This is a genomic window from Streptomyces prunicolor, from assembly GCF_045162825.1.
Lineage (GTDB): Bacteria > Actinomycetota > Actinomycetes > Streptomycetales > Streptomycetaceae > Streptomyces > Streptomyces prunicolor.
The window spans coordinates 363891-389298 of record NZ_CP108676.1; the positions used below are offsets into that span (position 1 = coordinate 363891).

Annotated in this window: 27 protein-coding genes; 14 read left to right on the forward strand and 13 right to left on the reverse strand. The window is 70.7% G+C overall.

Annotated features, from left to right (window positions below):
* Window positions 1-13: 13 nt before the first annotated feature.
* Entirely contained in the window at window positions 14-934 is a 921-nt protein-coding gene (locus tag OG588_RS01585) for a sigma-70 family RNA polymerase sigma factor (protein ID WP_405945687.1), read from the reverse strand.
* A 38-nt stretch (window positions 935-972) separates the two neighbouring features.
* Between OG588_RS01585 and OG588_RS01590 the strand changes: the two genes are divergently transcribed.
* Window positions 973-1938, forward strand: coding sequence for a DUF1152 domain-containing protein (locus OG588_RS01590; RefSeq protein ID WP_405945688.1), 966 nt, complete (start codon window positions 973-975; stop codon window positions 1936-1938).
* Here OG588_RS01590 and OG588_RS01595 read toward each other — a convergent pair.
* Window positions 1877-3076, reverse strand: a complete 1200-nt coding sequence (locus tag OG588_RS01595) for a DUF2306 domain-containing protein (RefSeq protein ID WP_405945689.1) — start codon at window positions 3074-3076, stop codon at window positions 1877-1879. The two genes, OG588_RS01590 and OG588_RS01595, sit on opposite strands and share 62 nt — an antisense overlap.
* A gap of 89 nt (window positions 3077-3165) precedes the next feature.
* Window positions 3166-3306, reverse strand: coding sequence for a hypothetical protein (locus tag OG588_RS01600; RefSeq protein ID WP_366095276.1), 141 nt, complete (start codon window positions 3304-3306; stop codon window positions 3166-3168).
* Window positions 3307-3490: 184 nt separating this feature from the next.
* Between OG588_RS01600 and OG588_RS01605 the strand changes: the two genes are divergently transcribed.
* The 3 genes from OG588_RS01605 (at window position 3491) to OG588_RS01615 (ending at window position 6810) form a co-directional block, all read left to right on the forward strand.
* Window positions 3491-3922: a hypothetical protein gene (locus OG588_RS01605; RefSeq protein ID WP_052346958.1), complete on the forward strand. Its 432-nt coding sequence runs from the start codon at window positions 3491-3493 to the stop codon at window positions 3920-3922.
* Between the two features lie 274 nt (window positions 3923-4196).
* The gene (locus OG588_RS01610; protein ID WP_405945690.1) at window positions 4197-5396 is read left to right on the forward strand and encodes a hypothetical protein; all 1200 of its coding nucleotides are present in this window, start codon (window positions 4197-4199) and stop codon (window positions 5394-5396) included.
* A 142-nt stretch (window positions 5397-5538) separates the two neighbouring features.
* A complete protein-coding gene (locus OG588_RS01615; RefSeq protein WP_405945691.1) occupies window positions 5539-6810 on the forward strand; it encodes an alpha-L-fucosidase in 1272 nt (423 codons plus the stop codon).
* Between the two features lies 1 nt (window position 6811).
* Here the strand turns inward: OG588_RS01615 and OG588_RS01620 are convergent, their stop codons facing one another.
* The gene (locus OG588_RS01620; RefSeq protein ID WP_405945692.1) at window positions 6812-7609 is read right to left on the reverse strand and encodes a helix-turn-helix domain-containing protein; all 798 of its coding nucleotides are present in this window, start codon (window positions 7607-7609) and stop codon (window positions 6812-6814) included.
* A gap of 157 nt (window positions 7610-7766) precedes the next feature.
* Here OG588_RS01620 and OG588_RS01625 point away from each other — a divergent pair, with 157 nt between their 5' ends.
* The 3 genes from OG588_RS01625 (at window position 7767) to tgmB (ending at window position 9424) form a co-directional block, all read left to right on the forward strand.
* Window positions 7767-8063, forward strand: coding sequence for a YkvA family protein (locus tag OG588_RS01625; RefSeq protein ID WP_405945693.1), 297 nt, complete (start codon window positions 7767-7769; stop codon window positions 8061-8063).
* A gap of 166 nt (window positions 8064-8229) precedes the next feature.
* On the forward strand, window positions 8230-8421 hold the full coding sequence (gene tgmA / locus OG588_RS01630) for a putative ATP-grasp-modified RiPP (protein ID WP_019056920.1): 192 nt from the start codon (window positions 8230-8232) through the stop codon (window positions 8419-8421).
* Window positions 8422-8437: 16 nt separating this feature from the next.
* Window positions 8438-9424, forward strand: coding sequence for an ATP-grasp ribosomal peptide maturase (tgmB, locus tag OG588_RS01635; protein ID WP_405945694.1), 987 nt, complete (start codon window positions 8438-8440; stop codon window positions 9422-9424).
* Window positions 9425-9467: 43 nt separating this feature from the next.
* Here tgmB and OG588_RS01640 read toward each other — a convergent pair whose 3' ends face one another.
* Complete coding sequence (locus OG588_RS01640) at window positions 9468-10625, reverse strand: serine hydrolase domain-containing protein (protein WP_405945695.1); 1158 nt, start codon at window positions 10623-10625, stop codon at window positions 9468-9470.
* A gap of 200 nt (window positions 10626-10825) precedes the next feature.
* Here OG588_RS01640 and OG588_RS01645 point away from each other — a divergent pair, with 200 nt between their 5' ends.
* Window positions 10826-12865: a SpoIIE family protein phosphatase gene (locus tag OG588_RS01645; RefSeq protein ID WP_405945696.1), complete on the forward strand. Its 2040-nt coding sequence runs from the start codon at window positions 10826-10828 to the stop codon at window positions 12863-12865.
* A 9-nt stretch (window positions 12866-12874) separates the two neighbouring features.
* Here OG588_RS01645 and OG588_RS01650 read toward each other — a convergent pair whose 3' ends face one another.
* Window positions 12875-13342 carry a hypothetical protein gene (locus OG588_RS01650; RefSeq protein WP_405945697.1) on the reverse strand — a complete coding sequence of 156 codons (468 nt, stop codon included), beginning with the start codon at window positions 13340-13342 and terminating at the stop codon, window positions 12875-12877.
* A gap of 144 nt (window positions 13343-13486) precedes the next feature.
* On the opposite strand from OG588_RS01650, the gene OG588_RS01655 reads away from it, so the two are divergent.
* On the forward strand, window positions 13487-14455 hold the full coding sequence (locus tag OG588_RS01655) for a GlxA family transcriptional regulator (RefSeq protein WP_405945698.1): 969 nt from the start codon (window positions 13487-13489) through the stop codon (window positions 14453-14455).
* Between the two features lie 18 nt (window positions 14456-14473).
* Here OG588_RS01655 and OG588_RS01660 read toward each other — a convergent pair whose 3' ends face one another.
* The 4 genes from OG588_RS01660 to OG588_RS01675 form a co-directional block, all read right to left on the reverse strand.
* Window positions 14474-14716, reverse strand: coding sequence for a DUF5133 domain-containing protein (locus OG588_RS01660; protein WP_019056926.1), 243 nt, complete (start codon window positions 14714-14716; stop codon window positions 14474-14476).
* 75 nt (window positions 14717-14791) lie between these two features.
* On the reverse strand, window positions 14792-16561 hold the full coding sequence (locus OG588_RS01665; protein WP_405945699.1) for an ABC transporter ATP-binding protein: 1770 nt from the start codon (window positions 16559-16561) through the stop codon (window positions 14792-14794).
* 89 nt (window positions 16562-16650) lie between these two features.
* Window positions 16651-17508, reverse strand: coding sequence for an aldo/keto reductase (locus OG588_RS01670; RefSeq protein ID WP_405945700.1), 858 nt, complete (start codon window positions 17506-17508; stop codon window positions 16651-16653).
* Between the two features lie 206 nt (window positions 17509-17714).
* Window positions 17715-18209, reverse strand: coding sequence for an FBP domain-containing protein (locus tag OG588_RS01675; RefSeq protein ID WP_366095262.1), 495 nt, complete (start codon window positions 18207-18209; stop codon window positions 17715-17717).
* A 71-nt stretch (window positions 18210-18280) separates the two neighbouring features.
* On the opposite strand from OG588_RS01675, the gene OG588_RS01680 reads away from it, so the two are divergent.
* Both OG588_RS01680 and OG588_RS01685 read left to right on the forward strand, forming a co-directional pair.
* Entirely contained in the window at window positions 18281-18856 is a 576-nt protein-coding gene (locus OG588_RS01680; protein ID WP_405945701.1) for a TetR/AcrR family transcriptional regulator, read from the forward strand.
* 34 nt (window positions 18857-18890) lie between these two features.
* On the forward strand, window positions 18891-20075 hold the full coding sequence (locus tag OG588_RS01685; protein WP_405945702.1) for an SGNH/GDSL hydrolase family protein: 1185 nt from the start codon (window positions 18891-18893) through the stop codon (window positions 20073-20075).
* A 189-nt stretch (window positions 20076-20264) separates the two neighbouring features.
* Here the strand turns inward: OG588_RS01685 and OG588_RS01690 are convergent, their stop codons facing one another.
* The gene (locus tag OG588_RS01690) at window positions 20265-21164 is read right to left on the reverse strand and encodes a LysR family transcriptional regulator (RefSeq protein WP_405945703.1); all 900 of its coding nucleotides are present in this window, start codon (window positions 21162-21164) and stop codon (window positions 20265-20267) included.
* A 116-nt stretch (window positions 21165-21280) separates the two neighbouring features.
* Here OG588_RS01690 and OG588_RS01695 point away from each other — a divergent pair, with 116 nt between their 5' ends.
* The 3 genes from OG588_RS01695 (at window position 21281) to OG588_RS01705 (ending at window position 23929) form a co-directional block, all read left to right on the forward strand.
* A complete protein-coding gene (locus OG588_RS01695; RefSeq protein WP_405945704.1) occupies window positions 21281-21985 on the forward strand; it encodes an SDR family NAD(P)-dependent oxidoreductase in 705 nt (234 codons plus the stop codon).
* A complete protein-coding gene (locus OG588_RS01700) occupies window positions 21982-22914 on the forward strand; it encodes an NAD(P)-dependent oxidoreductase (RefSeq protein WP_405945705.1) in 933 nt (310 codons plus the stop codon). Before OG588_RS01695 ends, OG588_RS01700 begins: the two co-directional genes overlap by 4 nt.
* Window positions 22915-23041: 127 nt before the next feature.
* A complete protein-coding gene (locus tag OG588_RS01705) occupies window positions 23042-23929 on the forward strand; it encodes a Gfo/Idh/MocA family protein (RefSeq protein WP_405945706.1) in 888 nt (295 codons plus the stop codon).
* Window positions 23930-23953: 24 nt separating this feature from the next.
* On the opposite strand, the gene OG588_RS01710 is transcribed toward OG588_RS01705, so the two are convergent.
* Together OG588_RS01710 and OG588_RS01715 are read right to left on the reverse strand one after the other, a co-directional pair.
* Entirely contained in the window at window positions 23954-24301 is a 348-nt protein-coding gene (locus OG588_RS01710; protein ID WP_405945707.1) for a hypothetical protein, read from the reverse strand.
* A 123-nt stretch (window positions 24302-24424) separates the two neighbouring features.
* On the reverse strand, window positions 24425-25315 hold the full coding sequence (locus OG588_RS01715) for a GNAT family N-acetyltransferase (protein ID WP_405945708.1): 891 nt from the start codon (window positions 25313-25315) through the stop codon (window positions 24425-24427).
* Window positions 25316-25408: the final 93 nt, after the last annotated feature.

Below are 25408 nucleotides of genomic sequence, written 5' to 3' on the forward strand. Positions count from 1 at the left end.
GCGGCGAGTGGGATCAGTTCGAGGAAATCCTTCGTGGCAGGTCGAAGGTGTCCAGCACCTGCGGATCGGTGAAGACGACATTGCGGGTGATGCGCCCGCCGGCGACTGTGAACACCTGAAGGCTGTGCAGCCACCGGTCTCTGTCGGGGGCCGACGCGTACGCGGCAAGCGCCGGTTGCCCGTTGGCGGCCAGGCGCGTCAACGCCCAGTCCGTGCCCCGGAGTTCGAAGACCCTGCGCATGAACGCGCCGTAGTGCTCGGTGCCGCTGAACCAGAGCGGGACCGGCGGCATCTCCAGGACCACGGCGTCGGCCAACAGCCGTACCAGGGCGGGGACATCGGCCGCCTCGAACGCCCGCAGGTAACTGTCGACGACCTCGCGTGCCCCGGGGTCGTCCGCTTCGGCGATCGTCTCGTCGTCGCCGATGTCCGTGAGGGCGGCGCGGGCGCGCTGGAGCGTGCTGTTGACGGCTGGGACGGTGGTGTCGAGCTGGTCGGCGACCTCGGCGGCGCTGAACTGCAGCACCTCGCGCAGCACGAGCACGGCCCGCTGCCGCGCGGGCAGCCGTTGCAGGGCGACCACGAGGGCGAGCCGCATGTCGGCGCGGGCCTCCACGTCGTGGCGCGCGTCGGGGAAGGGCTGCAGCCAGGGGATGTCGGTCGCGGGCGTGAGCGGTGTTGCGGGGTCATCGCCCGGTGCGCCGAGGCCGGACGGCAGGGGGCGGCGCGCGCGTCCTTCGAGCGCGGTGAGGCAGACGTTGGTGGCGATGCGGTAGAGCCAGGTGCGCACGGACGCGCGTGCGGGGTCGTACCGGTCGCGGGCCTTCCACGCGCGCAGCATCGTCTCCTGCACCAGGTCCTCGGCCTCGTGGAACGAGCCCAGCATGCGATAGCAGTACGCCACCAGTTCGCCCCGGTACGGTTCGAAGTCCACCCGCCCATCATGGCGTACGGGCCTGCTAACGTCCCCCGGTGTTCTCCCTCCTCGAACCCCCGTTCTTCTCCCGGCTGCGTGACGCGCGCCGGATCCTCGTCGCCGGTGCGGGCGGCGGTTTCGACGTCTACGCCGGGCTGCCGCTGGCCCTCGCGCTGCGCTCGGCAGGCAAGGATGTGCACCTCGCCAACCTGTCCTTCGCCGACCTGTACGGCCTCGACCAGGACGTGTGGGTGGACCAGGACATCGCCGCCGTACGGCCCGACACGGTGGCCCGGGGCGACTACTTCCCCGAGCGGTCCCTCGCCCGCTGGCTCGACCTGCACGGCATGCCGTCCACGGTGTACGCGTTCCCGCTGACCGGTGTGCGACCGCTGCGGGACGCGTACCGCACGCTGATCGAGCACCTCGGCGGGGTCGACGCCGTCGTGCTGGTGGACGGGGGCACCGACATCCTGATGCGGGGCGACGAGCACGGGCTGGGCACGCCGGAGGAGGACATGGTCAGCCTCGCGGCGGTGACCGGGCTGGACGAGGTACCGGTGCGGATGGTGGCGTGCCTCGGGTTCGGCGTGGACGCGTATCACGGGGTCAACCACTCGCTGGTGCTGGAGAATCTGGCCGCGCTCGATCGTGAGGGTGCCTATCTCGGCGCGTTCTCGCTCCCGCGTGAGAGCCGCGAGGGGCAGCTGTATCTCGATGCGGTGGCCCACGCTCAGGAGTCCACGCCGGATCATCCGAGCATCGTCAACGGTTCCGTGGCGGCGGCCGTACGCGGGGACTTCGGAGACGTCCGTTTCACCGAACGCACGCACGGCAACGAGCTGTTCATCAATCCGCTGATGGCCGTGTACTTCTGCGTGGACGCCCTGGGGCTCGCGCGCCAGAACCTCTATCTCGACCGGTTGGAGTCAACCTCCCTCATCCGTCAGGTCAGTTCGCTCATCCAGGACTTCCGCGACGAACTGCCCCGGCAACGGCCGCCTCGCGCCTACCCCCACTGACCGGCCGGCCCACCGCCGCCGGGACTTCCCGGGCGCGCACGACGCGCAGGCTCACCACGGTGGTCGCCGCGAACGCGAGCATGCCGCAGCCGATGGCGACGCCGGCGGTCAGGGCCGTCAACCGGTCGAGGCCGAGGGCGTGTTGGAACACCGGAGCGGCGGCGGCGGACAGCACCGGGGCCAGGCCCAGTGCCGTCAGGTGCAGCCGCCACTCCTCCTGGGCCCAGCGCCTTCCCTGCCGCCCGGCGCGCCGCGCGTTGACGGCCATCGCCACGTAACCGACCGCGTAGGGCAGGAGATAGGCCCACAGCAGTCGCCGTCCGGTCGCGCCGAAGTCGAGGTAGGAGTACGCGATCCACAACAGGGCCGTCGCACCGGCGAGTTGCGCGACCGCGAGCACGGGCAGCGGCGCCCAGGATCCCGAGACCCCCTCGACCGTGGTACGGCGGTCCCGTGCGCGCGAGGCGACCAGCGCGCCGAAGGTGACGATCAAGCCCAGGTGCGTGATCGCCACTTGGTTGATCTGCTCCATGGTCAGGCCGGGCAGCAGCCGGGGCAGGAAGCCCCACTCCAGGCGCAACAGCGGTGCGGTGAGCAGGAATCCGTAGCAGAGGAGCATCCAGCGCTGGTGCAGGTCGAGGAGTCCGCGGATCGCGGCGAGGATGCCGAAGGTGACGCTGAGGACGGTGCCGACCAGGAGGGTGGCGAGCACGATCCAGAACGCGGCGCCGCTGAACGCGTCCTCGGGTGCCGTGCGGGCCAGGTAGATCCCGGCGCCCGCCATCGAGACGTAGACCGTGGCGGCGAAGACCATGCCGAGCGCGCGGTGCAGGCGGGTGCGGTGGCGTGCGGCGGTGAGGAGTTGGGCGGGGCCGAGCAGCATGAGGGCGCCGCCGAGGACCGAGTGGACGATCATCGGGACGAGGCTGTGGCGGTAGGGCGCGATCCGGTCGGCCAGGGCGTCGGTGACGTAGTGCGGGGAGACGACGCGGCCCATGACCCATTCGCCGAGGGCGGGGGCGCCGGGGCGGGCGTAGGGCCAGAGTTCGGTCATGGCGATCGGCGCGTAGGCCAGGCACACGACCGTGACCGCGATCATCGTGGCGCGACGCCAGGTGCTGTTCGTCGGACGACGCACGGCGGCCCACCTGCCTGCTCATGGCCGCGGCCCGGCCCTCGATGATCTCTTCTGGACCATCGTGACGGTAGGGGCGACCGCCGTCGTGGTCAACGGTCCCGCGCACGTTCGTCGCGGCGGCGCACCCATTCCCAGAAGTCGACCATCATCCCCTCGTACCGGATGCCACGCTCCCGCGCCTCGACCGGCTCGAACGAATACTTGGGGTCCGCGAATGATGTGAAGTGCACCACGACGGGTAGTTCTTAACTCAGCGCCTCTTCCGCGTGAACACCTCCACTCAAAGGAACTGTGGTCTTGGCTCTCGCGTACCCTGACGCCCCGTCAGCCCGTCGGCCCGGGCGTACTTGGACTATTCGCATCACAGGTCACCGCGACCGTACCGCCTCGGTCAGCTGCTCCTCCGGGTGCGGCATGCCCGCCCGGTCGCGCGACATCGCGGCTCTGCGCCGCTTCGCCGAAGCCCATGCGGCGGCCCATGTCAGAGCGGCGACCGTACGCCCCGACGCGGCCTGCGGCTGCCGTCGCCAGCGGTGCGCGGCGCACGAGGGGACCCGGGTCGACTGCTCGGGCTCGGTGCTGCTCGTGCTGCGGCACGATCCCGCGGTCGGCCAGGTGTGGACCCTGGCCGAGGTCTGCGCGGCCTGTGCCTCGCTGATGACGCACACCCGCGTCGTCGGCAAGCCGCTGCCGCGCACCCGGCCGCCGCGCGAGGAGACGGTCGTACCGCTGGAAGTGCCGTCCGCGCCGGGCGCGCGTTCGGTGCCGGCCGGGTTCAGCGCGCCCGCGCCCGAACCGGGCGTCCCGTCCCGGCCGGGCGCCGCGGACAGGCGCCGGCGGCGGTGAGGTCCGGTGACACACGGAAGGGACCCGCCCCGAGCGGATGGTGGGCGGGTCCCGTCCGCCCGACCATTCTGCGGACCGGGCCATGTCAAAGGCACGCGTGAAACCCGCCCGCCCGGAGTGAACGGATCACACCCCGCGCGTATGCTCGCGCGGTATCGCAGGAAAATCGGGCATACGAGACTCAACAACCCCTGCTCGACCCCCCGCTTGACCCGCCAAGATCTCCGACGGTGATACTGGTGGGTCAGCACCGCACCCGCCCGCAGATTGGCTTATGTCGAACTCCTCCACAACTCCGCCCACGATCCCCCACACGGTGTGGCTGGCTCGCGGCCGCCACGTCGGGTCCGAGGACGCCGCGGATGTCGTACGGCGACAGCTGCAACGGCTCAAGGACCGCGAGGTCATCGACGACCACCTGGAACCCGACGAGGACCAGCACGAGGATCCGCGCGAGCAGGTCTTCGAGGCCCGGTGGCGGGTGGAGGGGACGGTGACCGTGCGGGCACGGCTGACGTTCCCGCCCGCTCCGGAACCGGGTTCGACCGCTGCCGGCTCCGTCCCGGCGGACGGGCAGGAGTGGATCCTGGTCGCGGAGGCCGAGCGGGTCTGGGATCCCCGGTGGCCCTCCCCCGCGACGATGTTCTGGCCCGAGGACCCCGAGAGCGCCGACGCCGGCTGGGACCGTGTGACGGTTCCGGGGCTGCGCTTCGGGCAGGTCAATCCGCTGCCGTCCGACGAGAAGGAGCTGCGGCGCCTGTTCCGTAGCTGCGCGCAGGACGGCTGGAGCATTCACGTCGTCGTGCACGAGGCCATGACCCCGGACGCGCACGGCCGGGAGCCCCTGGCCGGGCTGCTGCCCGCGAGCCTCCGGCACCGCGTGGTGGAGCACCGGGCCACGCCCGATCAACTACGGTCCGTCAACTGGGCGTTGCTGCGCGAGTTCGACTTCCAGGTGCCGCGCGGCGGTGCCGTGGTGCTGCCCACCAGTCCGGTGGCTCCCTCCTACGACGTGCGCGAGTTCTCCGTGCGCAGCGTCTTCCTCGACGGCTCCGAGCCCACCGAACTCGTGGACGTGCTCTGCCGCTACGCCGCCTCCGCGCGTCCGCTGCCGGAGGGCGGCCAGGAGGCCGTCACCGCGCTGCGCGAGCAGTGGAAGCTGATGACGCTGGAGGAGGAACTGGCCCGGGAGCGCAGGCTCGTGGCCATGTACGCCGAGGCTCTTGAGGCGATGACCAAGTCCCGTGACCTGTACCGGGAGTCCGCGGACCGGGCCAACGAGGCGCTGGCCGCGCTCCGCGATTCCGCCGGTGCCTCCGTGCCCGGGGTGACGTCTCAGCCGGGCGGGTCGCCGTTCCAGCGGACCTTCGGCCGGCTGCGGGACGCGACGAAGTCGCTGCGCCCCGCACCGACGACCGACGGCGACCGCGAGGATCCTCCACGTGACGGGGATCGGCCGCCCGAGGAGCGGTAGCACCCCGGACCTGAGTCAGGTGGCTTGCGGGACCCTCATCGATCCCGCGAAGCTACGCAGCGGAGCGCCGGTGGTGAAAATGGACCACCGATGGTGATCACCGCCCACGCGCCCCAGGCACCGCCCGGCCTAGCTTGGCGGCATGCCGATGCAACCCTGGTTCCGCGATGCCAAGTTGGGCATCTTCGTCCACTACGGGATCTACGCCGTCGACGGTGTGCCGGAGTCCTGGTCGTTCTACACGGGCGAGGTCCCGCACGACCGGTACATGCGGCAGCTCGACGGGTTCACCGCCGCACGCTACGAACCGCGGGCCTGGGCGCGGCTGTTCGCGCGGGCGGGTGCCAAGTACGCGGTGCTGACCGCTCGCCACCACGACGGCGTCGCCCTGTGGGACTCGGCCCACGGTGACCTGGACGTGGTCCGCGACACCCCGGCGGGCCGCGACCTGATCGGGCCGTACACGGACGCGCTGCGCGAGGAAGGTCTCAAGGTCGGCCTCTACTACTCCCACTCCGACTGGAACCACCCCGACTACGCCAGCACGGTGCACCCCCAGCCGCCCGACGAGGAGCTCCGCACCAACCCGTACGCCTCCGCACGCCCCGGTCACGAGGACCCGGCCGCCTGGGCGCGCTACCTCGGCTACCGCAACGGCCAGGTCAGCGAGCTGGTCGACCGCTTCCGGCCCGACCTGCTGTGGTTCGACGGCGAGTGGGAACGCAGCGAAGAGCAGTGGCGGATGCGGGAGTTGGCGGAGCTGATCCTCGCCGGGAACCCCGACACCGTCCTCAACGCCCGCATGCTCAGCTACGGCGACTACGCGACGCCCGAGCAGGGGGTGCCGTTGCAAGCGCCGGACGGGCCTTGGGAGTTGTGTCTCACGGTCAACGACTCGTGGGGTTTCCAGCACGGGGACGAGCACCACAAGTCGGTGCGGCAGCTGGTGCGTTACTTCACGGAGACGATCGGGATGGGCGGCAATCTGCTGCTCGACGTCGGCCCGCGGGAGGACGGGACGATAACGCCCGCTCAGACGGAGCGACTTGAGGGACTCGGTGCCTGGATCGCCCGGCATGCGGAGGCGGTGTACGGCACGGTCGCCGGTCTGCCGGCCGGGCACCACTACGGGCCCAGCACCCTCTCCGCCGACCGGCGCACGCTGTACCTGGTGTGCTTCGATCCGCCGCACGAGTCGGTGTCGGTGCGCGGCCTGCGTACGCCCGTCAAGCGGGTCACGGTGCTCGGCACCGGTGCCGAACTCGGCCACGACGTCATCGGCGGGCTCGGTGATGTGCCGGGCGTGACGTGGATCGACGCCCCGGGCGCGGCCGACGTGGACGAGCGGGCGACGGTCCTGGCGGTCGAGCTGGACGGGGAGTTGGACGTCTACCGGGGTGCGGGCCGGGATTGATTCACGAGGTGCCGGCGCGAACCGCCCTGGGGGAAGACCCCAGTTCGCGTCGGCACGCCTTGTTGAAGGCCTGGAGGTCGCCGATGCCGACGGCGGCCGCGATCGCCGGGACGGACAGGGTCGACTCGCGCAGCAGGTGCCGGGCGCGTTCCATGCGGCGGTGCCGGATGTAGGCGACGACCGTGGTGCCGGTCTCGGCGCGGAACAGGCGGATGAGGTGGTTGTGGGAGACGCCGGCCGCGTGCGCCACGTCGGGGACGGCCAGTTGGGCCGCCAGGTGCGATTCGATGTGCGCGACGGCGAGGGCGACAGCGGGGTGCGGTCCCGTGGTCCCACCGGCCGCCGGGGTCGCCAGGTCCGCCACCCGCCACAGCACGGACCACAACTCGGCCGCCGCGCGGGCGGAGTTGCGCGGAGCCGCAGCGACGGCCCGCTGCATCAGGTCGGTCAGCACGGGCGTCTGGGTACCGGCGTCCTGCATCACGGGGACGGTCAACCGCTCACCGGCGGACGGGAGTTCCAGGTGGGCGAAGAGGTGCTCGGAGCGGCCCCGGTAGTGGAACCGCACGAGCGCGCCGGGCGGCACCAGGCTGACATGGCCGGGCCTGATCTCGTGCGCCACACCGTCGACGGTCAACTCCGCCTCGTAGCGGTACAGATGGAGCTGCCAGAGGTCGGGCAGCCGGAACACGTCGCGCGGGCCCGTCGTCCCGTGCACGCCGACGCCGAGGCTCGCCACGCGCGGTGGGGCGTCGAGGCCGATCCGTACGTGGGTTCCGGTGCCGTTGGTCGCGCTCACGGTGAAAACGTACCAGTGCCTGACAAGGGGTCAACGGCTGTCAAGGCTCTTCGAGGCGTTCGGGTGTGATGTTCCCCTCGTCGGTCATACCGGGGCCGTAACCGGGCATCCGGATAGGGCACATGCCGTGCGGCCACACCCGGGGAAAGAGGCGCCAGTGGACTCGACCACAACCGTGATCGTCATCGCCGCGGCGCTCGCGGCGGTGCTGCTCGCCGTGGCCGTCGGAGTGCTGGTACGGCTCGTCCGTATGCGGCGCGGAATGCGGCGCGCAGGGCTTCCGACCGGCCCAAAATGGGTTTTCTGGGGTGCCGTTCTCTACTTCGTACTGCCGACCGATCTGATGCCCGATCCCGTGTACTTGGACGACATCGCCGTACTTCTCCTCGCCCTGCGCACCATGCGCAAGTCCCTCGGCGAGCAGGAGGAGGGGCGGCCGGGCGACCTCGGCTGAACCGGTCGGGCGCCTCGCACGTTCCTTCCTGCGACTACGCAGAGTAAGGAAACCATTCACTCGTTCGATTCGTATAAGTCTCTGGAAGCAGACGGAAGTCAGCGGGCCAAGCGACCTCGCAGGGTGGCCACCGCTTGCACGAGGCAGTACCGACGAGGGAGAGACGATGCAACCGTTCGCGCTCAACTACGCTCGCCCGGCAGCACAGTTGGAGCTCAGCGCTCCGTACACCTACGACTCCGGACTGCAGTTGAACGTGCTCGCCGACGGACGGGTCGCCGCCCACGATCTCGCTCTGCTGAGAGAACTGGGGACCACGACGTCCACCGCGGGATCGAAGACTCACTTCGACGACTGAACACGGAACGACGAAAATGACCGTCCTGGTCCTTACCTGCGAAGAGGACGTCACGGCGGACCTGGTGGTGGTCCACCTGCACGCGTCCGGTGTTCCCGTGGTCCGGATCGATCCCGCCGACCTCACGGGCGGGGTCGCGCTCTCCGGGGAGTACGTCCATGGTGCCTTCCGCGGCCATCTGTCCGCCGGGGGGCGGCTGGTGAGCGTGAGCGGACTGCGGTCCATCTGGGTGCGCAGGCCCGGCACCCCGGCGACCCGCGCGCCCCAGCCCTCCGCATGGCTGACCGAGGAGGCCTCCCAGGCTCTCTACGGCATGCTGCGCGGCTCCGGCGCCCGCTGGATGAACCACCCCGACGCGGCCCGCCGCGCCCGGCACAAGCCCTGGCAGCTGCGGCTCGCGCAGCGCAGCGGACTGCCGGTGCCGGCCACCCTGATCACCACGTTTCCGCAGGCCGCCCGCGAGTTCTCGCGGCGCTTCCCGGACCTGGTGGTCAAGCCGGTCTCCGGTGCCCACCCGCAGGATCCGCCCCGGGCGGTGCCGACGAGCCGGGTCGCGCCGGACACCGACTTCGCCGCCGTCGCGTTCGGCCCCACGCTGCTGCAACGCCGGGTCGCCAAGCGGGCCGACATCCGGCTCACCGTGGTGGGCGACCGGATGCTAGCCGCCCGTACGGCGACCGCCCCGGACCCCGACCCCGCCGAGGTCGACGTCCGCTTCGCCGTGTCCGCGCAGCCCTGGCGTCCCACCGAGGTCCCGCCGCGCATCGCCGAGGCCGTCCTGACGTATCTGCGCGAGGCCGAACTGGCCTACGGTGCCTTCGACTTCGCCGAGGACGGCGACGGGACCTGGTGGTTCCTGGAGTGCAACCAGTCGGGCCAGTTCGGCTTCGTCGAGGCGGAGACCGGCCAGCCGATCGCCCGGACCATCGCGGAGTGGCTGGCCCTGCCCGCCGCCCCGGAACGGGAGGGCCTCGTCAACGGGGCGGACAAAACGGCCGGTTGAGCAGTAACGGTTCACCTGAGGCGGAAGGGGCGAGCACCCTGGGTCAGGAGTGGCGCTCTGCCCCGTATGTCCCCAACAGGCTGCACACCGCGTCCTCCTCGACCGCGCGCAGCTTCCGCAGCAGTTCCGGGTTCCCGGTCTGGTTCACCTGAGTTGTCAATGAGAAAGTGAGCGACCGTCGGCCGTCGGGGGTGGCCGCGATCAACTGTGTGTAACCAAGGGTGTTCCCGGTATGTCCGAGGACCACCCCGCACCGGGTGTCGTAGCGGAAGAGGGCGAGCCCGGCACTGTTGCGGCCGGGGCCGGCCGGTTCGGAGGAACCGGGGATCCAGTGCCGCTGCTCCCGCAGGGCCGCCTTCGAGGTGAGGGCCCCGGCGGCGTAGCCGCTGATGAACGCGGTCAGGTCGCGCGGCGAGGAGGTGATCCCGCCCGAGGCCCACACGCCCGACATGCCGATCGTCTCGGAGACGTCCTCCGGTCCGGCCGGTCCGCCGACGGCATAGCCGTGCATGTACGGCTCCGGCATCTCGTACCCCTGCGGCAGGCTCGTGTCACGCAGACCCAACGGCCGGTACACGTCGTGACGCAGCAGGTCCTCGTACCGCGTGCCGGTCGCCGCCTCCGCCATCAGTGCTACGGCGATGTTGTCGGAGTTGGAGTAGCGGTACTGCGAGCCCGGCGTGAAGTTCAGCGGCTCCCCGGCCACGAAGTCGAGCAGCCGCCGCGAGTCGAAGTGCCGGCGCGGGTCGGCGGCGATGAGGCTCCGGAACCGCGTGCTCTGGCTGAAGTCCGGGAGCCCGCTGGTGTGTTGGAGCAGCTGGCGCAGGGTCACCTTCCGCCAGGCCCGGGGCAGGTGGGGCAGCCGGGTACCGATCGTGTCGTCGAGGGCGAGCCGGTGCTGTCGTACGAGACTCAGGGCCACCGCCCCGCTGAACGCCTTGCTGGTGCTCGCGGTCCGGGTGTGGTCGTCCGGTTCGAGCGGGCGGCCGGTGCTGAGGTCGGCGGTGCCGGCGCGCAGGACGCGCTGGTGGTCGCCGTCGCGGAGCACGACGATCACGCCGGGCGGGCCGTCGGGGGCCGCGACCAGGTTGTCGAGGCCGCGCTGGAGGGAGTGGTCGTCGGCCGCGGCAGGCGAAGCGGGCACGAGGGCGCCCACGCAGGTGGCGACCAGGACGGAAACGAGGCGGAGCGGCAAGGGCATGGAGTGTCCCTGGGGCTGTGGGGTCTGGGCACGACCAGAATCCGGGGGCTCGTCGGCGTCCGCGCGGGCGCGTGCTCCATACGGCCCCCTCCCCTGTTCACCTCGCGCGGTGTTGCCTCGCGGGGCGTGCTGTGCCGTAATCGGATGACCCGCGGTTCGGATCTTGGTGGTGCCTTGCCGCGCCGGAAGGAGCGGCTGGGATGGACGCTTACGGTGCCGGGGACGGTGTCTCGGCCACCCCGGGAGGGCTGCTCGACCTGTTGCAGGTCGCGGCGGTGGTCCTGGACGCCGGCGGGTACATCGGGCTGTGGAGTCCCGAGGCGGAGCAGTTGCTCGGCTACACCCCCGAAGAGGCGCTGACCCAGCGCGCGGACCGGCTGCTGGTGTCGCCCGACGACCGGGCCAGGGCGCGTGAACTGTTCGCCCAGGTCGGTACGGGCGCCCGCTGGGCGGGGGTCTTCCCGCTGCTGCACAGGGACGGCACGGAGCGGCCGGTCGAGTTCCGCACGATGCGGCTGCGCGACAGCCACGGTCAGCCGCATCTGCTGGGGCTCGCCGCGGACGCCACGACGGTACGGGGAGTGGAGCGGGACCTGGCGCTGTCCCACAGCCTGGTGCGGCAGACGCCGGTGGGCATCGCGGTGTTCGACACGGATCTGCGGTGGGTCGGTGTGAACCCGGCCCTGGAACGGCTGAACGGCGTACCGGAGGCGAACTTGATCGGGCGTCGTGTGGGCGAGGTGCTGCCCGGTCTGGACGTGGCGGCCATCGAGTCGCGGATGCGGCATGTGCTGATCACCGGCAAGCCGCTGCTCGACCAGCAGACCGTGGGCCGGACGGCGGCCGACGTCGTGGACCGGGCGTACTCGGAGTCGTACCACCGCATCGAGGACGCGCAGGGCCGGGTGCTCGGGCTGGCGATGGCCGTCCTGGACGTGACCGAGCGGGAGCAGGCCGCCGCCGAGGTCGCGCAGGCACGTCGGCATCTGTCCGTCGTCGCGGAGGCCGGGGTGCGGATCGGGACGACGCTGGACCTCCAGCAGACCGCGCGGGAACTGGCCGACGTGGCGGTCCCCCATGTGGCCGACCTGGCCGCCGTCGACGTACTGGAATCGGTCGTCACGGACGGCACGATCACTCCGGTGACCGGGGACGCACAGGTCGAGTTCCGGGCGCTGGCCGTCGCCGCCGGATACCTGACCGACGCGATCCACGCGGCGGACCCGGTGGGCGAACTCGCCACCTACGGCCCGAACCGCATCATCACGCAGTGCGTGCGCGAGGCCGGACCGATCCTGGTCGAGCGGGTCGACCCGCCGACGATGCGCCGTATCGCCAGGGACGGACGCGCCGCCCAGACCCTGCGGATGGCGGGCGTCCACTCCTACCTGGCCGTCCCGTTGGTGGCCCGCGGCGAGGTCCTGGGCACGCTGAGCCTCTATCGCACCATCAACGAGCGCCCCTTCGACGAACAGGACCGCGTCCTCGCCTCGGAACTCGCCGCGCGCGCCGCGATCTGCATCGACAACGCCCGCCTCTACGGCCGTGAGCGCACCACCGCGCTGACCCTGCAACGCAGCCTGCTGCCACCGGCCCCGGCCCGGCAGGAGGGGCTCGACATCGCCGCCCGCTACCTCCCGGCGCTCAGCGAGGTCGGGGGCGACTGGTACGACGTGCTGCCGCTGGGGCCGGGGCGGACCGGGCTCGTCGTGGGCGACGTGATGGGCAAGGGCGTCCAAGCCGCCGCCATCATGGGCCAGTTGAGCACCGCGACCCGCGCACTGGCCCGGCTCGACCTGCCACCGGCGGAACTGCTGCACCACCTCGACGACCTCACCGGTTCCCTCGGCGACGCGATCGCCACGTGTGCGTACGGCGTCGTCGACCTCGGCCGGGGCACCTGCGAACTGTCCAGTGCCGGGCACTTGCCGCCGGTCCTGATCCACCCCGACGGCACCGCGGAACTCCTCGACATTCCCGGCGGAGTCCCGCTGGGCGTCGGCGGGGTGGACTTCGGGACCGCCGAAGTCGACTTCACCACAGGCGCGTTGCTCGCCCTCTACTCCGACGGGCTGGTGGAGAACCGCGGCGAGAACATCGACGTGGGGCTGCACGCGCTGACCCGGCTGTTGCAGAGTTCGCGCCGTCCCCTGGAGCAGACGAGCGACATGCTTCTCAACGCGCTGCGCCCGGAACCCGACGACGACGTGGCGCTCCTCCTGGTCCGCGCCACCGGTTGACCTCTCCGGTCAGGCGCCCGTGGTCGAGCCCGGGCGGATGATCATGAGGACGGTGACGGTCGCCCACAGCAGGTTGAAGATGCCGGTGAACATGGCGAGTTGAACGGTCCCGGCCCGCTCCACGGGCCGCTGTGCGCCGAGTTGCTCCAGGAGTTCGTCCTGGCGGGGCAGCACGAAGGCGATCAGGATGCCGGCCGCCACCGCGGTGAGGGTGATGGAGGCGATGAGCCAGCTGCTGCCCAGGACGCCCATGGCGGAGGCGGTCGCGAAGCCGAAGAGGGGCACCGCCAGTCCGACGGCGCCGTAGACACGGCAGATGCGGTGCAGCAGTCGTACGGTCGTCACGCCCGCGTCGGGTCCGTCCGGGCCGGTGAGGGCGCGGCGGGCCGCCGGTGGGAACATGCTGGCGGCGACGGTGACGGGGCCGACCGCGACGATGGCGGCCAGGACGTGCAGGGCGAGGAGGATCTTGGTCACCGGCCCAGGCTAGGGGCGTACCAAGCGGGAACACAGAGGCTGGAACGACAGCTTCCAACGGATTCCCGCCAACCCTTGCGGCAGCGCTTATGCGACAGAAGGCCCTGTCACATGGTTGGCGGGAATCCGCCTATCGTGGTGTTCATGCACACTGTCGCGATCCTCGCTCTCGATCATGTGGTGCCGTTCGACATGGCGACACCGATGGAGGTGTTCGGCCGTACCCGGCTGCCGGACGGGCGGAACGCCTACCGGGTGCGGGTGTGCGGCGAGACGCCGGACGTGCGGACGGACGGGTTCGCGCTACGGGTCGACCACGGGCTCGAAGCGCTGGCGGACGCCGACACCGTCATCGTCCCAGGGCGCTCGGAGCGGGCCGCGCCGCCCTCCGCCCGGGTGCTGGCCGCGCTGCGGGAGGCGGCAGCGTCGGGCACCCGGATCGTGTCCATCTGCGTGGGCGCCTTCGTGCTGGCCGAGGCCGGGCTGCTGGACGGGCTGCGCGCCACCACGCACTGGGTGGCCGCCGAACTGCTGGCCCGCACCTATCCGTTGGTCGAGGTGGAGCCGGACGTGCTGTACGTCGACAACGGACAGATCCTCACCTCGGCCGGGGCCGCCGCCGGTCTGGACCTGTGTCTGCACCTGATCCGGCGGGACTACGGCTCGGCGGTCGCCGCGGACGCGGCCCGGCTGTCGGTCATGCCGCTCGAACGGGAGGGCGGGCAGGCCCAGTTCATCGTCCACCGGCACCCGCCCGTCCCGCAGGGTTCGACCCTCGAACCGCTTCTCCAGTGGATCGAGGACAACCTCTCCCACGAGGTCACCCTGGGCGCGCTGGCGACGCGATCGGGCATGAGCGAGCGGACGTTCAGCCGTCGTTTCCGCGAACAGACGGGCAGCACACCACTTCAGTGGCTGCTGCGGGCCCGCGTACGACGCGCCCAGTACCTGCTGGAGAACAGCGACCACACCGTCGAACGCATCGCCCAGCAGGCCGGGTTCGGCTCCCCCACCGCGTTCCGCGAGCGCTTCCGCCGGGTGGTCGGCACCAGCCCGCAGGCATACCGCTCGGCGTTCCACGGCAGGAGGGTCGCCGAAGTGGCGTTCTCCTGAACAGATCTCCTGACGGTTCTACGCCGCGGCGCGGCCGTCCGCGACCACACGGCCCGGGGTGCTGCGCGCCGCCGCCAGCAGAGCGTCCGCCTTGACGATGGCTTGCTGGATGCCGGTCGTGCCCATCATCACGCAGAGGGTGTACACGACGTCGTTCAACTCGTCGGCCGCCTGCGGTCGGTGGCGCTCCGCCTGGGAGATGCGCAGCACCGCGTACCGGGTGAGCAGTTTTCTGACGGCCTTCGGGTCCGGCACCAGCACGAAACGCCCCTCTCTCGCTTTTCGCTCCGTGTGCCCAGCCTGCGCCGATCCAACCAACCGGCCCACGGGATCCGGTCAGGCGACCTGCCCGCTGTGCAGTGCCGTGTACGCCCCGCCCCGGCGCAGGAGTTCGTCGTGCGTGCCGACCTCCAGGATCTCCCCCTCCCCCATCACGACGATCCGGTCGGCGCCCCGGACGGTGGACAGCCGGTGCGCGACGACGAAGGTCGTACGGCCGCGCAGCAGCCGAGAGAGGGCCTGCTGGACGAGCGCCTCCGAGCGGGTGTCCAGGGCCGAGGTCGCCTCGTCCAGGACGAGCACCTTGGGGTCGCGGATCAACGCCCGTGCGATCGCGAGGCGTTGACGCTGACCGCCGGAGAGCCGGGCCCCGCGCTCGCCGACCAGGGTCTCCAGTCCGTGCGGCAACTTGTCCACGAACTCGAGGGCGTTGGCGTCGCGCAGCGCCGCGCGCACCGTTTCCTCGTCGGCTTCGTCCATGCCGTAGGCCACGTTGTCGCGGATCGTGCCGTCGAAGAGGATCGACTCCTGCGGGACGACCGAGACGAAGCGGCGGTACGTGCGCAGGTCGAGGGTGTTCATGTCGGTGCCGTCGAGCAGCAGTTGGCCGGTGGTGGGGCGGATGAAGCCGATGACGAGGTTGAGGACGGTGGACTTGCCGGCGCCGGACGCACCAACGAGGGCGACGGTCTCGCCCGGTGCGACGGTGAGGGTGAAGTCGTGCACGGCGGGCCGGAGTTGTTCGTCGTAGGTGTGGCCGACGTCTCGGAAGGCGACGGCTCCGCGCACCTCGGCGACCTCCGTCTTGCCCTCGTTGTCCTCCAACTCGGGTGCCTGGAGCACCTCGCCGACCGAGCGGACCGATTCCAGGCCCTTGGTGATGACCGGGGCCAGGGTCGTGAGGGTCGTGGTGGAGTTGGTGAGGGTGGTCAGGAAGGCGCTCAGCATCACGACGTCGCCGGCGGTGACTCCCCAGGCTCCGTAGTACGACACCAGGGCCGCGCCGGCGAGGACCAGGACGCCGACGACGTTCAGGACGACCCAAGCCAGCGAGCCGAAGCGGCCGTTGAGGAGGTCGAGGCGGTTGCCGGAGGTGAGCAGGCGGCGCAGGGTGCCGTCCATGCGGCGCAGGGCCTTGCCCTCCAGGCCGTGGGCGCGGGTGACCGGGATGAGGCGGGTCATCTCCGTCACGCGCGAGGAGAGGGTCTCGACCTCGTGGCGGAACTGCTCGTTGTGGGTGCGGAGGCGTGCCTTGAGCCGGGAGACGAGCAGCGCGGCGACCGGTACGACGACGATGAAGACGGGCACGAACTCCGGTGTGCGGATGCCGATGATGACCAGTCCGCCGGTGAGCACGGTGATCGCGCCGAGCCCGGTCTCCGCGGTCTGCTGGACCATCTGCTCGACCGTCTCCACGTCCCGCACGACCTTGGCCTGGAGCACTCCGGCGCTGACCCGGGAGTGGTAGCCGATGGAGAGCTGCTGCATGCGGGTGCACAGGGCCGAGCGCAGGTCGGTGCCCATGCGGCGGACGCTGCCGTAGAGGAGGCGGACGTAGAGCACGTGCAGGGGGTAGTTGATCAGCAGGATGAACAGGATGATGCCGGTGCTGATCCAGATTCCGCTGACCGGCTGATGCTGGACGACCGTGTCGATGATCGACGCGGTGATCAGGGGGAGCAGCCAGATGGGGCTGTGCTTGACCGTGAACACGGCGACGGCCAGGGCCAGTCGTCTGCGGTCGGCGCGGAAGAGGTAGGCGAGGGTGCGGATCGGGTGTTCGTCGCGGTAGTGGTGGTCGAGCGGTTTCTCCGTGGATGACGCCATGGGCAGTGATCCTTCCCCTGCGACCGGACGGCGGGCAAGCGCTTTCCACCCTTGCCCGCCGCGACGGCACCTCAGGCGTCACAGCCTTATCAGACGGCGTCCAGCTCCGCGATCTCCTCGGCGGAGAGGGCGAGTTCGGGTGCGGCGGCCGAGTCGCGGATCGTCTCGGGGCGGCTGGCACCCGGGATCGGTACGACGACCGGGGACTTGGCGAGCATCCAGGCCAGGCAGACGCGCTGCGGGCTGACGCCGTGCTTCTCGGCGATGTTCGCGAACGGGGCGTAGGCGGAGCCGAGTTCACCGGCGCGGGCGATGCCGCCGAGGGGGCTCCAGGGCAGGAACGCGATGCCGAGTTCGTCGCAGAGGTCCAGCTCCGGCTCGCTGGAACGGAAGGCCGGGGAGAACTGGTTCTGCACGGAGACCAGTCGGCCGTCGAGGATCTCGTTCGCCAGCCGGATCTGCTCCGGGTTCGCGTTCGAGATGCCGGCCAGGCGGATCTTGCCCTCGTCGAGCAACTCCCGTACGGCGCCGACCGAGTCCGCGTACGGGACGCTCGGGTCGGGGCGGTGGAACTGGTAGAGCCCGATGGCCTCCACGCCGAGCCGGCGCAGGGATGCCTCGCAGGCCTCCTTCAGGTAGGCGGGGCTGCCGTTCAGGGTCCAACTGCCGTCCCCGGGGCGGAGATGGCCGCCCTTGGTGGCGACGAGGACGTCCGCTCCCCGGTCGTGGGAGGCGAGCGCCTTGGCGATCAGGGTCTCGTTGTGCCCGACCTCGTCGGCGTGCAGGTGATAGGCGTCCGCGGTGTCGATCAGCGTCACGCCCGCGTCGAGGGCGGCGTGGATGGTCGCGAGGGAGCGTGCCTCGTCCGGCCGTCCTTCGATCGACATGGGCATACCGCCCAGACCGATCGCACTGACCTCGACGTCACCGATACGGCGGGTGTCCATTGCTCGTGCTCCTCTTCCGGTCTTCCGGTGCGGTCTTCCGGCTGTCGTGCGGAACCGTGCCGTCCGGCACCGCCGGTGCCGGAGCCGGATCTCGGACCGGGGTCACGACGGGCGGGACGCGTCGTCCAGCTTCTCCGGCCCGGGTCCGCAGGTCCAATAGAAGAAAGCGAACGCATCCAGCAGCGGGACTGCTCAATCGGGACCGCTCAACGAGCGGCGACCTTGGCGATGAACGCCGTGACGTTGGTGACGGTCCGCTGGATCTTCTCCTCCAGGGTGAGCGACTCGGGCATCCGCGCGCCGACGCCCGCGTCCTTCTTGCCTCGCACGTACAGCGGGCAGGCGAGGTCGCTGCATATGTAGGCGCCCACGGAGTTGCCCTGCTGCCCGGCCTTGCCCGCCCTCGCGGCGGTCATCAGCGAGACGCCTCCGGTATGGGTGGTCAGGCACATCGAGCACATGCTGCGCCGCGTCTGCCAGGAGGCGGCACCGGGGCAGCGCAGGGCGATCGCCGTCGGGCGACCGTCCAACTCGATCGCGAGGTACGCCCGGCCGGGGGCCTGGGGGTCCCGCCAGCCGAGGAAGTCCAGGTCGTCCCACGGCCGTTCGGCCAGGTCCCGGGGTACGGACAGGCGCTTGGCCTCGCCCTTGGTGCAGTTCACGAAGGCAGCGCGGATCTCCCGCTCGGTCAGTGGTCTCATGAACGGCACGCTAGTTTGCCTAAAACCTTTAGGCAAATACATAATAGCTATCGTCGAACGAGAGGATGGTTATGGCCAGAGCAGGACTGACGCCGGAGCGGCTGACCCTGGCGGGGGCGGAGCTGGCCGACGAGGTCGGCTTCGAGCAGGTGACCGTCTCGGCGCTCGCCCGGCGCTTCGACGTCAAGGTCGCGAGTCTGTACTCGCATCTGAGGAACTCCCAGGAGCTGAAGACCAGGATCGCCCTGTTCGCCTTGGAGGAACTCGCCGACCGGGCCTCCGACGCGGTCGCCGGACGGGCCGGCAAGGACGCCCTGGCCGCCTTCGCGGAGGCCTACCGCGGCTACGCCCGGGAGCACCCCGGCCGGTACGCGGCGGCACGGCTCCGGCTCGATCCCGAGACGGCGGCCGTCAGCGCCGGGGTGCGGCACTCGCAGATGACACGGGCGATCCTGCGCGGCTACGACCTGCCGGAAGCGGACCAGACGCACGCGGTCCGGATGCTGGGCGGCGTCTTCCACGGCTACGTCAGCCTGGAGCTGGCCGGAAGCTTCGACCACAGCGCGCCCGACGCGCGGGAGTCCTGGGCCTGGATCGTGGATTCGCTCGACGCGCTGCTGAGGAACCGCCCCGCGCCACCCAACTGACCGTCCCGGAAACCCCGATCGACAGGCTGAGGCGATGACCACCGAGCACGACACGATCACCACCCCCGTCACCACCGACCTGCTGCGCGGCTTCCTCGACGTGGAGACGACCGCGCAGGGTCTGCTGCCGCACCGGCTGCCCGCCCGTGCGCGCCGACAGTTCCCCGACGACCAACTCTCCGTGGCCGAGGCACAGCCCTCCGGTGTACGGCTGGTCTTCCGCACCCGGGCCACCACCATCGAGCTGGACACGCTGCCCACCAAGCGCGTCTACCGGGGGTTCCCGGCCCCGGCGGACGGCGTGTACGACCTGCTGGTCGACGGCCGGCTCACCGCCCAGGCCACGGTGCCCGGCGGCAACGTGCGCACGATCACCGACATGGTCACCCAGTCCGCCGAATGGACGGAGGGCCGGCCCGGCACCGCCCGGTTCGCCGACCTGCCCGCGGGTGACAAGGACATCGAGATCTGGCTCCCGCACACGGAGATCACGGAATTGATCGCCCTGCGCACCGACGCCCCGGTCGAGAAGGCGCCGGACAACGGGCGCAAGGTGTGGCTGCACCACGGCAGTTCCATCAGCCACGGCTCGAACGCCACGCATCCGACGGCCATTTGGCCGGCGCTCGCAGCGGCACATGGCCAAGTGGAGCTCGTCAACCTGGGGTTCAGCGGCAGCGCGCTGCTCGACCCGTTCACCGCCCGTGCGATGCGGGACACCCCGGCGGACCTGATCAGCGTGAAGATCGGCATCAACATCGTCAACGCCGACGCGATGCGCCTGCGGGCCTTCGTCCCGGCGGTCCACGGCTTCCTCGACACCCTTCGCGAGGGGCATCCGACGACGCCGTTGCTGGTCGTGTCCGCCATCCTCTGTCCGGTGCAGGAGGACACGCCGGGCCCTCTCATGCCCGACCTCGACGGCGGAACCCTGCTGTTCAAGGCCACGGGCGACCCGGCCGAACGCCCCCTCGGACGTCTGACCCTCACCGTCATCCGCGAGGCACTCGCCCGCGTAGTGGAACAACGGGGGGCCGACGACCCGAACCTGTACTACCTCGACGGCCGTTCCCTCTACGGCGAGAAGGACCACGCCGAACTCCCGCTCCCCGACGCGGTCCACCCCGATCCGGCGGGACACCGGCGCATCGCCGAGAACTTCGGGCGGCTCGTGTTCGGCGAGGGCGGCCCTTTCGCGACCGGGGCCGGGACCGACTGAGGCTTTCGCACACCGGCTCGGACCAACTCAGACCAGCTCAGACCGGCTGAGCAGGATCACGGTTGCGCCGTAGCCCGACGGGGCGGTCCCTAGCCCAACTGGACGGTCCCGAGCCCGACTTGGAGGCGGTCCGCGGAGCCGGTCGAAGAAGGTCTCTTTCCGCACCGGTGAACAAGCGGTCGCGCCTGTTCAGAACGTCCCGTCGTCGCGCGTGTAGTTGGGGCTGAGCTTCAGCAAGGCGGCGACGGCGGGGCTCGGTTCGCGGCCCGCGCGGACCGCGAACGACAGGGCGAGCGAAGGCACGGGACCGGACACCGGCTTGACGACCACTCCGGCCGTACCCACCGGCCAATAACGGGGTACGACGGCTGCGCCACCGATGGCTCGCACATACGACGCGGCCGAGGCGATGTCCGTGATCTCGACGGACACGCGGCGCGTGATGCCGAGTTCGCCGAAGGCCCGGTCCATGGCGGCACGCGACCCGAAGCCGTTTGCCCCCGAGACGAAGTTCTCGTGGGCGAGGTCCTTGAGCGCGATGCGTTCCCGCTGCGCCAGCGGATGCTCGGTCGGCAGGATCACCACGTACGGGATCGTCGCGAACTGCCGCAGGTCGAGGTCGTGCGCGTCGGCGGCGGCCAAGGCCACGACGCCGACGTCGAGTCGGCCGCGTCGCACGTCCTCGGCGATTCCGCCCGCTCCGGAGCCGGAGACCTGGATCCGTATGTCCACCAGCGGGTGACGTTGGCGGAAGGCCCCCACCAGGCGTGGCAGGTCGAGAGCCGTGATGCGGGTCATCGTGCCGACGCGCAGGCTGCCCCGCAGGGTTCTCGACGCCTCGCCGACCACTTCCCTCGCACGCTCCGCGGCCCCGACGACCGACTTGGCTTCCGGCAGAAACGCCTCGCCCGCCGTGGACAGGGCCACCGTCCTGGTCGACCGGTCGAAGAGCGAGACCTGGAGCTCCTCCTCCAGGGCGCGGACGGCTGCCGACACGGTCGACTGAGCTGCGAAAAGGCGAGCTGCGGCGCGGGTGAAGCTGAGTTCTTCGGCCACGGTGATGAAATAGCGCAACTGCCGTAATTCCATCCGCCAATTATCGATTTCTTCGATAACAGCTGTCAATGTTTTTCGTTGGACTCGATATCCCTGCTGCGCCAGGCTGTCGTCGACGGCAACTCCCGCTGTCTGACGAAGGGTTGGTCATGAGCAAGCAAGTTTTAATCGTCGGAGGTACATCCGGTATCGGCCGCGAACTGGCCGCGACTTATGCCCGGCAGGGCGCCTCCGTGATCATCGCCGGCCGCGACGGGACGCGCGCGGAGAAGGTGGCCGCGGAAATCAATACCGAGGTGGATTCCCAGCACGTGCGGGGCATTGAGGCCGATCTCTCCAAGCCCGAGTTCCTCAAGGAGGCGCTGAGCGGCATCGAGCACATCGACTCGATCGTCCTCGCTGGCATGCGGCGTGACAACAACACGATCGCCGACTACGACATCGCCGGGGCGACGGAGCTGGCGATCACCAAGATCGTCGGCTACACCACGGTCGTCCACGCACTGCGCTCGCGCATCTCCCCCACCGGTTCGGTGCTGCTGTTCGGCGGTCTGGCCAAGGATGTGCCCTACCCCGGTTCCACCACGGTCACCGCCGTGAACGCCGGTGTGACAGGCCTGGTGGCGACGCTGGCCAAGGAGCTCGCGCCGATCCGCGTCAACGCCATCCATCCCGGCATGGTCGGCGACAGCCCGCACTGGGCCGGCAACGAGCGAGTCGTGGAGGCAGCACGCGCACGGATCCTGACCGGTGTCGTCCCCACGATGCGGGACATCGTCGAGGGCTCCGTGTTCCTGCTGGAGAACCCGGCGGCGAACGGCGTGAACCTGGACCTCAACGGCGGCCACGCATGATCGACGCCCTGCCCACGCTGGCCGTGATCGGCATCGGCCGCATCAGCCGCCCCATGGTGGTGCGCCTGCGCCGGGCAGGGCACAGCGTGACCGTGACCAACCGGACCCGGGCCCGCGCCCTCGACGTCGCGGCGGAGACGGGCGCGTGCGTGGCCGGCACCCCGCGCGAGGCGGCCGCCTCCGCCGACATCGTCATCGTCTGTCTGACCGACGACACGGCGGTGGGCGACGTCTACCACGGGCCCGACGGCATCCTCGCCGGGGTCCGCCCCGGAACAACGGTCCTGGAGACCAGCACCATCGCCCCGCAGACGGTGAGGACCCTCGCACCGCTGGTTCTCGAACGCGGCGCCACTCTCCTCGACACCCCGGTGTCCGGTTCCGTCGAACTCGCCACACGCGGCGAACTCACCTTCCTGGTCGGCGGCCCCAAAGAAGCCCTCGACCGGGTGCGCCCCGTCATGGACGTCCTGGCCACCCGTGTCCTCCACTTCGGGGAATCGGGCAGCGGCAGCATCATGAAGCTCGCGATCAACTCACTTCTGCTGTCCATGGCAACAGCCCTGGCCGAAGCGCTGGTTCTCGCAGAACGCGCCGGCATCGACCGCGCCGCCGCCTACGACGCTTTCACCCAGAGCGCGGCCGCAGCGCCGTTCGTGCTCTACAACCGCGACAACTTCGTACGACCACGCGAAGCGGCCATCCACATGACGCTGTCCCTGGTCGCCAAGGACCTCACACTCATCGACGCCCTGGCATCGTCCGTGGGAGCGCCCATGGCCCAACTGGACGCGAACCGCAAGCTCATCGACCAGGCCATGGCCGCAGGGCTGGAAGACCGCGACGGCGTATCCGTCCTGGCCGAACTCCTGCGGCACAACGCCACGGCCCAGGCAGGACAGCCGGGAGAGCCGAACCGCAGCCATTGATGAGCATGCGCCGCGGGACAGGAAGGGCTTGCGCACCTGCCCTGTTCATGTGGCACGCTCACCGGCGACCGGCCGATCGTCATGACTCCGGTCGCGTCACCAGGTTCGACCGTGGAAAGGCAGCGCTATGCGCATCGGACTGCTCGGCACCGGCCCTTGGGCTCAGATGGCACACGCCCCCGCCCTCAGTGGGCACGACGCCTGGGACTTCGCGGGCGTGTGGGGTCGCCGACCCGACGCCGCCAAGGAACTCGCCGACGCGCACGGCGTACCGGCCTACGACGATGTCGACGCCCTGCTCGCGGACGTGGACGCCGTCGCCGTGGCGCTGCCGCCGTCCGTACAGGCCGAGTTGGCGGTGCGGGCCGCGCGGGCGGGATGCCATCTGCTGCTGGACAAGCCCCTGGCGCCGACGGTGGAGCAGGGGCGGGCCGTGGTCGACGCGGTGCGGGAGGCCGGGGTCGCGTCGGTCGTGTTCTTCACCACCCGCTTCCAGCCGGAGACCGAGGCGTGGGTGACCGAACAGGCCGCCGCCGGGGGTTGGTTCACGGCTCGGGCCGAATGGCTCGGCTCGGTGTTCACCAGCGACAGTCCGTTCGCGGCCTCGCCCTGGCGGCAGGAGAAGGGCGCGCTGTGGGACGTGGGCCCGCATGCCCTGTCCGTGTTGCTGCCGGTCCTTGGTGACGTCCGCCGGGTGGCCGCCGCCGTACGGGGCCCGGGCGACACGGCCCTGTTGATCCTCGACCACGAGGGCGGGGCGTCCAGCACCCTGACGCTCAGCCTCACGGCACCGACCGCGGCGGCGGGAGCCACCGTCGAACTGCGCGGGGAGGCCGGGGTGACCAGCCTTCCGGACAGCTCGGGCACTGCGGTGTCCGCCCTGGTGCGGGCCGCCGACGCGCTGAGCGAGGCCGTACGCACGGGCCGACCGCACCCCTGCGACGCCGTATTCGCGCAGCGGGTCACCGAGATCCTGGCCGAGGCCGAAGCGATGGTGGACAGCGAGGCTGTCTGATCGGTCGCCCGACGGCTCACCTGATCACTCGTCACCGGACTCTTCGTCCTCGCCGAACGGCTCGTCGTTCCACCGGAACCAGGCCCGCTCCCCCTCGATGTGCAGCAGGAACTCGGGAACGGGACCGTCCGGCGAGGTCAGCGTCACCTGTCGGCTGATCTCGTCGTAGGCCTCCTCCCACCGTGCCCAGTGCCCGTCGTCGTCCGCCTTCGTCAGAGCCAGTTCGCGAGCGAAGAGCTCCTCCACGTCACCGAACGCCGGACCGGCGGTGAACTTGCCCGAAAGCCAGGGGAAGTCGGCGTCGTCGATCAGGATCTCCCCGACCGGCTCCTCGCCCCTGCGCACCTGCCAGACCTCGCCGACGAATCCCATGCCCGCCTCCATCCCGCCGTAGATCGACCTGCCGCCAGCATGGCACCCGGCACTGACAGTCGCCCCGGATCGCATCGCGAGCGGGCCGGGGCGACTGTCCTGTCCGCCTACGTTCCCGCGCGCCTACTCGACGACATGGAAGTTGGCCCGCTCCCGGATGACCGGATAGCCGACCTTGGCGAAGTGCGCGGCCATCGGGAAGTTGCCCTGGTCCGTGGCGGCGGCGATGAACTCGGCGCCGCGCTCGACGAGGTAGTGCGTGCATTCGGCCAGCAGGTCGCGGGCGTAGCCGTGGCCGCGCTGTTCCGGTACGACTCCGATGAAGCCGATGCACGGGCCCGACGGATTGTGGGCCGGGATGTGGATGCCTGCGAGGTCTCCCTCGGGGGTGCGGGCGACCTGCCACCACTCACGCGGGGACGGGCACCAGCGGAAGAAGTCGATCTCCTCCTGTGCGGCCTTGTCGATTCCCCCTTGTCGGATGGCCAGTTGGGAATGGGCGTCGAGGGAGACGGAGTGGATGCGGCGCAGGGCGTCGAAGAAGACGCCGTCGTCCGGTTCGGGGGCGAAGACGAGGCGTCCGGGGCGTTCGGGCAGGCCGCACTCCGGGGTCCACCGGTAGATGAAACGCTCGACCAGGAGGTCGTAACCGGCCGCGCGCAGCGCGGTGAAGCGTGTCTCGGCGGCGGCGCGGAGCTCGGGGTTGTCGCGCCAGCCGGCGGGGAGGTTCAGTTCCGCGCCGACGCGCCAGGGTGCGGTGCGCAGGAGTTCGGCGCCCGCCTCCGCCTCGCCCTCGATCACGTCGAAGCAGTTGATGGTGAGGGGTTCGGTGTCGTTCGGGCCGCCCCACCAGGCGCCGCGCGCGACGACCGTGCCGTCGCGCAGTGCCACCCGCTGCCAGTCGGGCCGCCAGGTCGTCTGGCCGTGTGCGGCGCGGGCGCCGATGGAGTCGGGAAGGGTGTCGAAAAGGTGGGCGTCGCTCTCGTCGAGCGCGCGGATGACCAGATCGGTCATGGGTTTCCTCCGGGAGGGGTACTGCGTGGAGCGCTCCCGGTCAGATCCGTCGTGTCACGCCGGGTCAACGGGGAGGGAGCGCTGGGGTGTTGT